The organism is Pseudomonas sp. LBUM1672, from assembly GCF_059695655.1.
In genome coordinates this window covers 5180080-5193317 of record NZ_CP166781.1, presented here as the reverse complement: position 1 = coordinate 5193317, position 13238 = coordinate 5180080, and the positions used below count along the sequence as shown (strand labels likewise).

Annotated in this window: 15 protein-coding genes; all 15 read left to right on the top strand. The window is 59.2% G+C overall.

The window, feature by feature from the left end; all coding sequences use genetic code 11:
• Positions 1-11: 11 nt before the first annotated feature.
• The 15 genes from iscU to der all read left to right on the top strand — a co-directional run bounded on the left by iscU (position 12) and on the right by der (position 13151).
• On the top strand, positions 12-398 hold the full coding sequence (iscU, locus tag ACA053_RS23660; protein ID WP_003443374.1) for a Fe-S cluster assembly scaffold IscU: 387 nt from the start codon (positions 12-14) through the stop codon (positions 396-398).
• 28 nt (positions 399-426) lie between these two features.
• The gene (gene iscA / locus ACA053_RS23655) at positions 427-750 is read left to right on the top strand and encodes an iron-sulfur cluster assembly protein IscA (RefSeq protein ID WP_007903589.1); all 324 of its coding nucleotides are present in this window, start codon (positions 427-429) and stop codon (positions 748-750) included.
• 8 nt (positions 751-758) lie between these two features.
• The gene (hscB, locus tag ACA053_RS23650) at positions 759-1280 is read left to right on the top strand and encodes a co-chaperone HscB (protein WP_497396232.1); all 522 of its coding nucleotides are present in this window, start codon (positions 759-761) and stop codon (positions 1278-1280) included.
• 51 nt (positions 1281-1331) lie between these two features.
• Positions 1332-3194, top strand: coding sequence for a Fe-S protein assembly chaperone HscA (gene hscA / locus ACA053_RS23645; RefSeq protein ID WP_497393839.1), 1863 nt, complete (start codon positions 1332-1334; stop codon positions 3192-3194).
• A gap of 2 nt (positions 3195-3196) precedes the next feature.
• On the top strand, positions 3197-3538 hold the full coding sequence (gene fdx / locus ACA053_RS23640; RefSeq protein WP_109634612.1) for an ISC system 2Fe-2S type ferredoxin: 342 nt from the start codon (positions 3197-3199) through the stop codon (positions 3536-3538).
• Positions 3539-3552: 14 nt separating this feature from the next.
• On the top strand, positions 3553-3753 hold the full coding sequence (gene iscX / locus ACA053_RS23635; protein ID WP_017340315.1) for a Fe-S cluster assembly protein IscX: 201 nt from the start codon (positions 3553-3555) through the stop codon (positions 3751-3753).
• Positions 3754-3845: 92 nt separating this feature from the next.
• Positions 3846-4271: a nucleoside-diphosphate kinase gene (gene ndk, locus ACA053_RS23630; RefSeq protein ID WP_007916882.1), complete on the top strand. Its 426-nt coding sequence runs from the start codon at positions 3846-3848 to the stop codon at positions 4269-4271.
• A 28-nt stretch (positions 4272-4299) separates the two neighbouring features.
• Complete coding sequence (gene rlmN, locus ACA053_RS23625) at positions 4300-5442, top strand: dual-specificity RNA methyltransferase RlmN (protein ID WP_007948172.1); 1143 nt, start codon at positions 4300-4302, stop codon at positions 5440-5442.
• Between the two features lie 17 nt (positions 5443-5459).
• Positions 5460-6218 (top strand): type IV pilus biogenesis/stability protein PilW, encoded by a 759-nt coding sequence (gene pilW, locus ACA053_RS23620; RefSeq protein WP_497313516.1) that lies wholly within the window; start codon positions 5460-5462, stop codon positions 6216-6218.
• Positions 6218-7273 (top strand): RodZ domain-containing protein, encoded by a 1056-nt coding sequence (locus ACA053_RS23615; protein ID WP_497393838.1) that lies wholly within the window; start codon positions 6218-6220, stop codon positions 7271-7273. Before pilW ends, ACA053_RS23615 begins: the two co-directional genes overlap by 1 nt.
• Before the next feature lie 3 nt (positions 7274-7276).
• A complete protein-coding gene (ispG, locus tag ACA053_RS23610) occupies positions 7277-8386 on the top strand; it encodes a flavodoxin-dependent (E)-4-hydroxy-3-methylbut-2-enyl-diphosphate synthase (RefSeq protein WP_010457850.1) in 1110 nt (369 codons plus the stop codon).
• Positions 8387-8423: 37 nt separating this feature from the next.
• Positions 8424-9713, top strand: a complete 1290-nt coding sequence (gene hisS / locus ACA053_RS23605) for a histidine--tRNA ligase (protein ID WP_497393837.1) — start codon at positions 8424-8426, stop codon at positions 9711-9713.
• Positions 9714-9755: 42 nt separating this feature from the next.
• Complete coding sequence (locus ACA053_RS23600) at positions 9756-10397, top strand: tetratricopeptide repeat protein (protein ID WP_109634605.1); 642 nt, start codon at positions 9756-9758, stop codon at positions 10395-10397.
• On the top strand, positions 10390-11541 hold the full coding sequence (gene bamB, locus ACA053_RS23595) for an outer membrane protein assembly factor BamB (protein ID WP_497313510.1): 1152 nt from the start codon (positions 10390-10392) through the stop codon (positions 11539-11541). Before ACA053_RS23600 ends, bamB begins: the two co-directional genes overlap by 8 nt.
• Positions 11542-11681: 140 nt before the next feature.
• A complete protein-coding gene (der, locus tag ACA053_RS23590) occupies positions 11682-13151 on the top strand; it encodes a ribosome biogenesis GTPase Der (RefSeq protein ID WP_109634602.1) in 1470 nt (489 codons plus the stop codon).
• Positions 13152-13238: the final 87 nt, after the last annotated feature.

The following is a 13238-nucleotide window of genomic DNA, read 5'->3' as shown; positions in this document are numbered from 1 at the left end:
GATTAAGAACCATGGCTTACAGCGAAAAGGTCATCGACCACTACGAAAACCCGCGCAACGTCGGCAAGATGGACGCGGAAGATCCTGATGTCGGCACCGGCATGGTCGGCGCTCCGGCGTGCGGCGACGTGATGCGCCTGCAGATCAAGGTCAACGAGCAAGGCATCATCGAAGATGCCAAGTTCAAGACCTACGGTTGCGGTTCGGCAATCGCCTCCAGCTCCCTGGCAACCGAGTGGATGAAAGGCAAGACTCTGGATGAAGCAGAGACCATCAAGAACACTCAGCTGGCCGAAGAACTGGCCCTGCCGCCAGTAAAAATTCACTGCTCCGTACTCGCTGAAGACGCTATCAAAGCGGCCGTCCGTGACTACAAGCAGAAGAAAGGCTTGATCTAAGCATTAAGCGACGAGTAAGGAGTCACCGATGGCTATCAGCATGACAGAAGCGGCTGCTCAACACGTGCGACGCTCCCTCAACGGGCGCGGCAAAGGTGAGGGGATTCGTCTGGGTGTTCGCACCACGGGCTGTTCCGGCCTTGCCTACGTGCTGGAGTTTGTCGACGAGGTGGTTGCAGAGGATCAGGTGTTCGAAAGTCACGGCGAGAAAGTGATCATCGACCCGAAAAGCCTGGCCTACCTGGACGGCACCGAACTCGATTTCGTCAAGGAAGGGTTGAACGAAGGCTTCAAGTTCAACAACCCCAACGTACGCGGTGAATGTGGCTGCGGCGAAAGCTTCAACATCTGAGGCTGCTCGTGGGTACTCCTTGTCATTTCGCTTTATTTGAACTGCAGCCGAGCTTCCGTCTGGATCTCGATCAGTTGGCCACGCGCTATCGTGAGTTGGCGCGCGGTGTTCATCCGGACCGCTTTGCAGACGCTTCCGAGCGCGAGCAGCGGCTGGCGCTAGAGCAATCCGCGAGCCTCAACGAGGCCTACCAGACGCTCAAAAGTCCCCCGAAGCGCGCGCGATACCTGCTCGCCATGGGCGGGCGTGAGCTGCCGCTGGAGGTCACGGTGCATGATCCGGAGTTCCTTCTGCAGCAGATGGAATTGCGTGAAGAGCTCGAAGACCTGCAAGACAGCGCCGACCTGGCGGGTGTTGCAGTGTTCAAGCGTCGCCTGAAGATCGCTCAGGATGAACTGAACGAAAGCTTCGCAGCCTGTTGGGATGATGCAGCGCAACGTGAGCAGGCAGAGCGCCTGATGCGGCGCATGCAGTTCCTCGACAAGCTCAACTACGAAGTGCGCCAGTTAGAAGAGCGCCTCGACGATTAACCCAGTGCCGCTCCGGTCGCACGCCTGATATACAGATAAGTCCTGATAACGATGGCCCTACTGCAGATCGCCGAACCCGGCCAAAGTCCTCAACCGCACCAGCGTCGTCTGGCTGTGGGGATCGACTTGGGCACTACCAATTCGCTGGTCGCTGCATTGCGCAGTGGTCTTTCCGAGCCTCTGGCCGACGCTGACGGGCAGGTCATCCTGCCGTCCGCCGTGCGCTACCACGCCGATCGCGTCGAAGTCGGCGAGTCGGCCAAGCTGGCGGCCGCGACCGATCCTTTGAACACTGTGCTGTCGGTCAAGCGCTTGATGGGTCGTGGTCTGTCCGACGTCAAGCAATTGGGCGACCAGCTGCCGTACCGCTTTGTCGGTGGCGAGTCGCACATGCCGTTCATCGACACGATTCAGGGCCCGAAAAGCCCGGTCGAAGTCTCTGCCGATATCCTGAAAGTGCTGCGTCAACGCGCTGAAGAGGCGTTGGGCGGTGAACTGGTGGGGGCGGTGATCACCGTTCCGGCCTATTTCGACGATGCTCAGCGTCAAGCCACCAAGGATGCGGCCAAGCTGGCCGGTCTGAACGTCCTGCGCTTGCTCAATGAGCCGACCGCTGCCGCTGTGGCGTACGGTCTGGATCAACACGCCGAAGGCCTGGTCGCGATTTACGACCTGGGCGGCGGTACCTTCGATATTTCGATCCTGCGCCTGACCGGCGGTGTGTTTGAAGTGCTCGCTACCGGTGGCGACAGCGCCCTGGGCGGCGATGACTTTGATCACGCGATCGCTGGCTGGATCATTGAGAGCGCCGGTTTGTCCGCCGACCTCGATCCGGGTGCGCAACGCCATCTGCTGCAATCCGCTTGCGCAGCCAAAGAAGCCCTGACCAACGCCTCATCCGTTGAAGTCGCTTACGGTGACTGGAAAGCGCAACTGACTCGCGAAGCTTTTGATGCGCTGATCGAGCCAATGGTTGCCCGCAGCCTTAAAGCTTGCCGCCGCGCGGTGCGTGATTCCGGCATTGAGCTGGATGAAGTGCACGCCGTGGTGATGGTTGGTGGCTCGACGCGCGTACCTCGCGTTCGCGAAGCCGTCGCTGAAGCTTTCGGTCGCCAGCCGCTGACTGAAATCGATCCGGATCAAGTGGTGGCCATCGGTGCTGCGATCCAGGCCGATACATTGGCTGGTAACAAGCGCGATGGCGGCGAATTGCTCTTGCTCGACGTCATTCCGTTGTCCCTGGGGCTGGAAACCATGGGCGGGCTGATGGAGAAGGTGATTCCACGCAACACCACCATCCCCGTCGCCCGCGCCCAGGACTTCACCACTTACAAAGATGGCCAGTCGGCCATGGCGATTCACGTGTTGCAGGGCGAGCGTGAGCTGATCAGCGACTGCCGCTCCCTGGCGCGCTTCGAATTGCGCGGTATCCCGGCAATGGTCGCCGGTGCCGCAAAAATCCGCGTGACGTTCCAGGTCGATGCCGACGGTCTGCTCAGTGTTTCGGCTCGCGAGTTGGGTTCGGGCGTCGAGGCGAGCATTCAGGTCAAGCCTTCCTACGGCCTGACCGACGGCGAAATCGCCAAGATGCTCAAGGAATCGTTCCAGCACGCCAACGACGACAAGGTTGCCCGTGTACTGCGCGAGCAGCAGGTCGATGCGCAGCGCCTGATCGAAGCGGTGCAGGCCGCCCTCGATGTCGACGGTGAGCGCTTGCTCGACGCCGAAGAGCGCATGGTCATTGAATTGCAGATGCAGGAACTGACCGAACTGATGAAAGGCACCGATGGTTTCGCCATCGAGCAGCAGACCAAGCGTCTGTCGCAAGTGACCGATGCCTTTGCTGCCCGCCGCCTGGATTCGACGGTGAAAGCCGCGCTGGCGGGTCGCAACCTGAATGAGATTGAGGAATAACGATGCCGCAGGTCATTTTTCTGCCACACGAGAAGTTTTGCCCGGACGGCATGGTTGTGGAGGCTGAACCCGGCATCTCCATCCTCGAACTGGCGCATGAGCACCATATCGAGATGGAAAGCGCTTGCGGCGGCGTCTGTGCCTGCACCACTTGTCATTGCCTAATCCGTGAGGGCTTTGACTCGCTGGAAGAGGCTGATGAGCTGGAAGAAGACTATCTTGATAAGGCCTGGGGGCTGGAAGCTCAGTCGCGCCTGGCCTGTCAGGCAAAAGTCGGGACTGAAGACCTGACCGTTGAAATTCCGAAATACTCGCTCAACCATGCCGCCGAAGCGCCGCACTGATTCAAGGAAGTGACATGAGTCTGAAATGGGTTGATGTGCTGGAAATCGCGATCCAACTGGCTGAATCCAAGCCGGAAGTGGACCCGCGTTACGTGAACTTCGTCGATCTGCACAAATGGGTGCTGGCATTGCCGGAGTTCAGTGATGATCCGACCCGCGGTGGCGAGAAGGTGCTTGAAGCCATTCAGGCCGCCTGGATCGAAGAAGCAGACTGAGTCTGCGCCGTACGCAGTTAGGCAATACCAAAGAACCCGCGTATAATTCGCGGGTTTAATTTTTCGCAAATTACCGTTTCTGGAGTTACACCATGGCTGTTCAACGTACTTTCTCCATCATCAAGCCTGACGCTGTTGCAAAAAACGTCATCGGCGAGATCACCACTCGTTTCGAAAAAGCAGGCCTGCGCGTTGTAGCTTCGAAACTGAAGCAACTGTCCAAAGCCGAAGCTGAAGGCTTCTACGCTGAGCACAGCGCTCGTGGTTTCTTCGGCGACCTGGTTGCTTTCATGATCTCCGGTCCGGTTGTCGTTCAGGTTCTGGAAGGCGAAAACGCTATCGCTCTGAACCGTGAGCTGATGGGCGCTACCAACCCTAAAGAAGCTGCTGCCGGCACCATCCGCGCTGACTTCGCTGATTCCATCGACGCCAACGCTGTACACGGTTCGGACTCCGAAGCCGCTGCTGCTCGCGAAATCTCGTACTTCTTCGCAGCTACTGAAGTAACCACTCGCTAAGCATTGGCTTATGAGTGAAGGTGAATCCATGACTACATCGACTGTAAAAACTAACCTGCTGGGTCTGACCCAACAGGAAATGGAAAAATTCTTCGACTCAATCGGGGAGAAGCGTTTCCGTGCCGGTCAGGTAATGAAATGGATTCACCACCTTGGCGTCGATGATTTCGACGCCATGACGAACGTCAGCAAGGCCTTGCGCGACAAGCTCAAGGCTATTGCCGAAGTTCGTGGTCCTGAAGTCGTCAGCGAGGACATTTCCACCGACGGCACCCGTAAGTGGGTGGTGCGCGTGGCGTCCGGCAGCTGCGTCGAGACCGTCTACATTCCCCAGGGCAAGCGCGGCACTCTGTGCGTTTCGTCCCAGGCAGGCTGTGCCCTGGATTGCAGTTTCTGCTCCACCGGCAAGCAAGGTTTCAACAGCAACCTCACCGCCGCCGAAGTCATCGGCCAGGTGTGGATTGCCAATAAATCGTTCGGCAGCATCCCGGCGACCGCCGACCGTGCCATCACCAACGTGGTGATGATGGGCATGGGTGAGCCGCTGCTGAACTTCGACAACGTCGTGGCCGCCATGCATCTGATGATGGATGACCTGGGCTACGGGATCTCCAAGCGCCGCGTGACCCTGTCCACTTCGGGCGTGGTGCCGATGATCGATGAGCTGTCCAAGCACATCGACGTCTCCCTGGCGTTGTCGCTGCACGCACCAAACGACGCATTGCGTAACCAATTGGTGCCGATCAACAAGAAATATCCGCTTAAGATGCTGCTCGAGTCGTGCCAGCGCTACATGTCGTCCCTGGGCGAAAAGCGCGTGCTGACCATCGAGTACACCTTGTTGAAAGATATCAATGACAAGGTCGAGCATGCCGTCGAGATGATCGAGCTGCTCAAGAACATCCCGTGCAAGATCAACCTGATTCCGTTCAACCCGTTCCCGCATTCCGGTTACGAACGCCCGAGCAACAACGCGATTCGCCGGTTCCAGGATCAGCTTCACCATGCAGGCTTCAATGTCACCGTACGCACTACCCGCGGTGAAGACATCGATGCCGCGTGTGGCCAATTGGTAGGGCAGGTGCTGGATCGCACCCGTCGCAGCGAACGTTATATCGCCGTGCGCGAATTGAGCGCCGAGAACGATATGGCGCAAAACGCCGCGAAATAAATCAAGAGAGGATCTCTATGTCCCTGCGCTTCGCGCTGCTTTTGCTGTTGGCCAGCCTGTGTGCTGGCTGCGTCCTGTCGGGCGATTTCAACCCGATGAAAACCAGCAAGGGTCGCGATGAAGCGCGTAATGCCTACGTGCAACTGGGCTTGGGATACTTGCAGCAAGGCATGACCGAGCGGGCGAAAGTGCCATTGAAGAAAGCCCTGGATCTGGATGACTCCGATCCGGATGCCAATGCGGCGCTTGGATTGGTGTTCCAGGCGGAAATGGAACCTGAGCTGGCAGACCAGCACTTTCGCAAGGCGCTGTCTTCCCGTCCCGACGATGCTCGAATCCTGAACAACTACGGCAGCTTTCTTTTCGAAGAAAAACGCTACAAAGAGGCCTACGAGCGCTTTGAACAGGCCGCCGCCGATACCCTGTATCCTGAGCGTTCGCGGGTGTTCGAGAACCTGGGCATGACCGCTTCGAAGCTGGGCCAGCGTGATCTGGCGCAGCAGCAACTGGAAAAAGCCCTGCGTTTGAACCGCCAACAACCGCGTGCATTGCTGGAAATGGCTGAGTTGTCCTTCGAAGACAGGCATTATGTGCCCGCGCGTGACTACTACGATCGTTTTAGCCTGCTCACCGAGCAAAATGCACGTAGTCTATTGCTCGGCGTTCGGCTGGCAAAAGTGTTTGAAGATCGCGACAAGGCCGCCAGTTTTGGCCTGCAACTAAAACGACTCTATCCCGGTACGCCGGAATATCAGCAATACCTGTCGGAGCAATGATGAAAGCGGCGCATCCCGAAGTTGTAGCAGCGAATCGCGTTAACCCCGGTGAGACTTTGCGCCAGGCCCGCGAAAGCAATGGCTGGTCGCTGGCCGAAGTGGCCCTCAAGCTCAACCTCACCGTTAATTCCTTGAGCAACCTGGAAGCCGGCGCGTTCGACAAGCTGCCAGGGCACACCTTTGCTCGCGGTTATATTCGCGCGTACGCCAAGTTGCTGGGCATGGACCAGACCGTTCTGGTGCAGCAGTTCGACCAATCCACCGGCACCGACTCCCAGGGCAGCAACGTCCACAGCCTGGGCCGTATCGAAGAACCGGTTCGGGTTTCCCACACTATTTTGCGCATTGTCAGCCTGCTGTTGCTGATTGCAGTGATTGGTGGTGGTTTTGTCTGGTGGCAGGATCAGACTTCCCTGCGCACCAAGGACCTGATCAGCCCGAGTCCGGAGCACGTCGAAGTCGAAGGCGCTGATGGGACCACCCAGATCCATCCGCTGGACGAGCCGGAAGACCAGGCCGTCGCGGAAGGTGCGGAAGGTCAGGCTGACGGCGCCACCGCGCTCGCGTTGCCGCAAGCCGAGAATTCCACTGAAGCACCGGCCGAGGCTGAAGCCACCGCGCCTGCTGCCGCTCCAACTGCACCTGCACCTGCTACCCCAGCGCCTGCTGCACCGGCGCACAGCACTGTGCCCGTTGTCGCGACTCCAGTTGCGCCAGCGCCGACTGCGCCTGTTGTGTCGACCCCGCCTGCAAGCGCATCGGTCACTCCGACCATTCCCGCTCCAGCCGCTCCAGCCGCTGCTCCGGTGGCCGGCCAAGGCCAGGTTCAATTGCAGTTCACCGCCGATTGCTGGACTCAAGTAACTGATGGCACTGGCAAGGTGCTGTTGAGCGGTCTCAAGCGTAAAGGCGAAAACGTTTCCGTCAGCGGCAAGCCGCCCTTTGCCGTACGTCTGGGCTTTGCCCGTGGCGCGCAGGTCAGCTACAACGGGCAGGTGGTCGATGTCGCTCCGTTCACCAGTGGCGAGACTGCTCGCCTGAAGTTGGGTCAATAAGTCATGCACGGCGAATCTCCAATCAAACGTCGCGAATCCCGCAAGATCTGGGTCGGTAACGTGCCCGTTGGCGGCGATGCGCCCATCGCTGTTCAGAGCATGACCAACAGCGACACCAATGACGTGGCCGCCACCGTGGCCCAGATCAATCGTCTGGAAGCCGCTGGCGTCGATATCGTGCGCATTTCCGTGCCGGACATGGACGCCGCCGAAGCCTTCGGCAAGATCAAGCAATTGGTCAAAGTGCCGTTGGTGGCCGACATCCACTTCGACTACAAGATCGCTTTGCGGGTAGCCGAGCTGGGCGTTGACTGCCTGCGCATCAACCCGGGCAACATCGGTCGTGAAGACCGCGTGCGTGCGGTGGTCGATGCCGCCCGTGATCGCGGGATTCCGATCCGCATCGGCGTCAACGCCGGTTCCCTGGAAAAAGACCTGCAAAAGAAATACGGCGAGCCGACCCCGGCCGCGCTGGTCGAGTCGGCCCTGCGTCACGTCGAGCACCTCGAACGACTGAATTTCCAGGACTTCAAGGTCAGCGTGAAGGCCTCCGACGTGTTCATGGCCGTCGCCGCCTACCGCCTGCTAGCCAAGGAAATCGTCCAGCCGCTGCACCTGGGCATCACCGAAGCCGGTGGTTTGCGCTCAGGCACAGTGAAATCCGCCGTGGGCCTCGGTATGCTGCTCGCCGAAGGGATTGGCGATACTATTCGCATCTCGTTGGCGGCCGACCCGGTCGAGGAAGTGAAAGTCGGCTACGACATTCTCAAATCCCTGCACCTGCGTTCCCGTGGCATCAACTTCATCGCCTGCCCGAGCTGCTCGAGGCAGAACTTCGATGTGGTCAAGACCATGAACGAACTGGAAGGGCGCCTCGAAGATCTGCTGGTGCCGCTGGATGTCGCGGTCATCGGTTGCGTGGTCAACGGGCCGGGCGAAGCCAAGGAAGCCCATATCGGCTTGACCGGTGGCACGCCCAACCTGATTTACATCGACGGCAAGCCGTCGCAGAAACTGACGAATGACAATCTGGTGGATGAGCTTGAACGCTTGATCCGCCAGAAAGCGGCCGAAAAGGTCGAAGCCGACGCGGCAGTTATCGCCCGCGGCTGAGCCCGACTGAAGAGCCGAACGAATTTAAGGATTTATAGTGAGCAAGTCTCTGCAAGCCATTCGTGGCATGAACGACATCCTGCCCGAACAGACGTCCCTGTGGCGTCATTTCGAGGGCACCGTCTCGCGTCTGCTGGATAACTACGGTTACAAGCAGATCCGCATGCCGATCGTCGAGTTCACCGAGCTGTTCAAACGCTCCATCGGTGAAGTGACCGACATCGTCGAAAAAGAGATGTACACCTTCGACGACCGCAACGGCGATTCCCTGACCCTGCGCCCTGAAGGCACGGCGGCCTGCGTGCGTGCGGTGCTCGAGCACGGCATCACCGGCGGTGGCCAGGTGCAGAAACTCTGGTACATCGGCCCGATGTTCCGCCACGAACGTCCGCAGAAAGGCCGTTATCGCCAGTTTCACCAGATCGGAGTAGAGGTGTTCAACCTCGACGGTCCGGACATCGACGCCGAGCTGATCATCCTGACCTGGCGCCTGTGGGGCGAGTTGGGCATCCGTGATGCGGTCAAGCTCGAGCTCAACAGTCTGGGCACCAGCGAATCCCGTGGTCGTTATCGCGAAGCGCTGGTCGAGTTCCTGTCCGCTCACCTGGACAAGCTGGACGAAGACAGCCAACGCCGTCTGAAGACCAACCCATTGCGCGTGCTTGATACCAAGAACGCCGACACTCAAGCGGTCCTGGTCGACGCGCCGAAAATGGCCGACTACCTCGACGAAGAATCCCGCGTGCACTTCGAGGGCCTGAAGGCTCGCCTGGACGCCGCCGGCATTCCTTACGTGATCAACCCGAAGCTGGTTCGCGGGCTGGATTACTACAGCAAGACCGTTTTCGAATGGGTCACCGACAAGTTGGGCGCTCAGGGCACCGTGTGTGCCGGTGGTCGTTACGACGGTCTGGTGGAGCAGATGGGCGGCAAGCCGACCCCGGGCGTTGGTTTCGCCATGGGTATCGAGCGCCTGGTGCTGTTGCTTGAAACCCTAGAGCAGATCCCGCAAGAGATCTCCCGTCAGGTCGACGTCTACCTCTGCGCCTTCGGTGAAGCTGCCGAGCTGGCCGGTCTGACCCTGAGTGAACGCGTTCGTGATGAATTGCCCAACCTGCGCCTGCAAGTCAATGCCGGCGCCGGCAGCTTCAAAAGCCAGTTCAAGAAGGCCGACAAGAGCGGTGCGTTGTATGCGCTGATCCTCGGTGACGACGAAATGGCCCAGCAAGTGGTAGGTTTCAAACCCCTGCGTGGCCAGGGCGAACAACAAAGCATTGCCTGGGATGCGCTTGCTGCACACCTGGCCACCTGCGTCGTGCAGGGTTGAAGCTGTCATAAACAGCCGATTTAGCGATTAAGGAGTATTGGGGTGTCGAGTACCGAAGACGAAAACCTGGCGGATTTAAAGGACTGGTGGACACGCAACGGCAAGCCCCTGGTCACTGGCGGCCTGTTGGCGCTGGTCATCGTGTTCGGCTGGCAGGCCTTTCAGAAGTATCAGAGCAATCAGTCGCAAGGCGCCTCGATTCTCTATCAGCAATTGCTCGAAACCACGCTGACGCCTGACGGCAAGCCTGATGCCGCCCGCGTTTCTGACCTGGCCGGCAAGCTCAACAGCGAGTTCGGCGGTAGCGCCTATGCGCAGTACGGCAGCCTGTTCGTGGCGAAAGTCGCGGTCGACAGCGGCAAGCTGGACGACGCGGCCACCGAGCTGAAAGCCATCGTTGCCAAACCGGCCAACCCGGCGCTGGGCGAAATCGCCCGTCAGCGTCTGGCGCAGGTGCTGGCCGCGCAGAACAAGGTCGATGAAGCCCTGAAGCTGCTCGAAGGCGATGCCGACAAGGCATTCCTGGCCACTCGCGAAGAACTCAAGGGCGACCTGCTGGTGCAGCTGGGTCGTACTGACGAAGCAAACGCGGCGTATCAAAAAGCCAAGGCGGCACTGTCGGATGAAGCGGCGGTCGGTGGCCTACAAATCAAGCTGGACGACCTGGCCAAAGGGGATGCGTGACGTGATCCGTTGGAAACATGCAGCATTGCTGGCTCTGGCCATTTTGGCCGCGGGTTGCAGCAGCAACAGCAAAAAAGAATTGCCACCGGCCGAGTTGACCGACTTCAAGGAAGAAGTGGTTCTGCAAAAGCAGTGGAGTCGTTCGATCGGTGACGGTCAGGGCGAAACCTACAACATGCTGGTTCCGGCGATCGAAGGCGATACCATTTATGCCGCCGACGTCACTGGCGTGGTGATGGCGCTGGATCGCAGCAACGGCGACGTCAAATGGAAGAAGGACCTTGAACTGCCTGTTTCCGGCGCCGTTGGCGTGGGTTACGGTCTGGTCATGTTCGGTACCATCAAGGGCGAAATCGTTGCCCTGGATGCGATCAACGGTGAAGAGAAATGGCGCGCTCGCGTGTCCAGCGAAGTCCTCGCACCGCCGGCCAACAACGGTGACGTTGTGGTGGTTCAGACTCAGGACGACCGTCTGATCGGTCTGGATGCCGCTACCGGCAACCAGCGCTGGTTGTATGACAGCACCCCTGCGGTCCTGACCTTGCGCGGCACCAGTGCACCGATCGTTACCAACCGCCTCGCGGTGGCTGGCCTGTCGACCGGTAAAGTGGTCGCTCTCGATATTTCCAACGGCGTGCCGGTGTGGGAACAACGGGTCGCGATTCCACAAGGCCGTTCGGAACTGGAACGTGTGGTTGATATCGACGGCGGCTTGCTGCTGTCCGGCGGTACGCTGTATGTCGCCAGCTACCAGGGTCGCGTTGCGGCACTGGATCTGGAAAGCGGTCGTCAGCTCTGGCAGCGTGATGCTTCCAGCTATGCCGGCGTCGCCCAAGGTTTTGGCAGCGTATACGTGAGCCTGTCTTCGGGCACCGTTGAAGGCGTCGACGAACGTTCCACCACAGCCTTGTGGAGCAACGATTCGCTGGCCCGTCGTCAACTGTCGGCTCCGGAAGTGTTTTCCAGCTATGTTGCAGTCGGTGATATGGAAGGCTACCTGCACCTGCTGAGCCAGGTGGACGGTCGTTTCGTCGGCCGCGAGCGCATCGACAGCGACGGCCTGCGTGCCCGTCCGCTGGTGGTGGGTGACTCGATTTATGTGTATGGCAACAGCGGCAAACTGGAAGCCCTGACCATTAAGTAAAGATTTGACTATGCTTGGGGTTTAACCCCCAGGCGGCCTTGTTCTGCAAGGCTTGCGGCGCCTTCAAGCGCTGCCCCGAGCACCAGCCGCTGCCTCGCAGCGGCTTTTGTATTTTCTGAAATAACGAAGTGGAGAGCCGCATGGTTCCCGTAATCGCCCTGGTGGGCCGACCGAACGTCGGCAAGTCCACCTTGTTCAACCGCCTGACCAGGACTCGCGACGCCATCGTCGGCGACTTGTCCGGTCTGACCCGTGATCGCCAATACGGTGAGGCCAAGTGGCAAGGGCGTTCCTACATTCTGGTCGACACCGGCGGTATCTCCGGTGACGAGCACGGTATGGACGAAAAAATGGCCGAGCAGTCGCTGCTGGCCATTGAAGAAGCGGATGTCGTTCTGTTCCTGGTAGATGCCAAGGCTGGTTTCACCGCCGCCGACCAGATGATCGCCGAGCATTTGCGCAAACGTAACAAGCGTTCCTACGTGGTTGCCAACAAGGTCGACAACATCGACCCTGAAATGGCCCGCGCCGAATTCGCTCCGTTGGGCATGGGCCACGCGATCCCGATCGCCGGTGCACATGGTCGTGGCATCACCCAGATGCTGGAAATCGCCCTCAGCGACTTCCCGAAAGACGATGACGAGCTGGAAGAAGGCGAGGAAGAGATCGTTGCCGAAGGCGAGGAAGCCAAGCGCATTCCTGGCCCTAGCGAAAAAGACGGGATCAAGATCGCGATCATCGGCCGCCCGAACGTTGGCAAGTCGACCCTGGTCAACCGCATGCTCGGTGAAGACCGGGTCATCGTCTATGACGAACCCGGCACCACCCGCGACAGTATCTACATCCCGTTCGAGCGTAACGACGAGAAGTACACGCTGATCGACACCGCCGGTGTGCGCAAGCGCGGCAAGATCCACGAAGAAGTCGAAAAGTTCTCCGTGGTTAAAACCCTGCAGGCGATCAAAGACGCCAACGTGGTGATCTTTGTGATGGACGCCCGCGAAGGCGTGGTCGATCACGATCTCAACCTGCTGGGCTTCGCCATTGAGTCGGGTCGTGCGCTGGTCATCGCGATCAACAAGTGGGACGGCATGACGCCGAGCGAGCGCGACTTCGTGAAGGTCGAACTGCAACGTCGACTGTTCTTCGTTGACTACGCCGACATCCACTTCATCTCGGCCCTGCACGGCACGGGCGTGGGCAACCTCTACGCCTCCGTACAGAACTCGTTCAAGTCTGCGGTCACCCGCTGGCCAACCAACCGCCTGACCACAATCCTGGAAGATGCGGTCAGTGAGCACGCGCCGCCGATGGTCAATAACCGCCGGATCAAGCTGCGCTATGCCCACTTGGGTGGCGCGAACCCGCCGATCATCGTGATTCACGGTAACCAGATCGAGAAGGTGCCGAAGTCTTACGTCCGTTATCTGGAAAACACTTACCGTCGTGTCTTGAAGCTGGTCGGTACGCCGATTCGCATCGAGTTCAAGGGCGGCGAGAACCCATATGAAGGTAACAAGACCTCGCTCACTGACCGTCAGGTCAACAAGAAGCGCCGCATGATGTCGCACCACAAGAAGGCCGACAAAAAGCGCCGCGACAAGCGTTGATTCACAGCCCCCGCACGCATTTGTGTGTGGGCTTTTGTGGCGAGGGGATTTATCCCCGTTCGGCTACGAAGTAGTCGTAAACCCTGC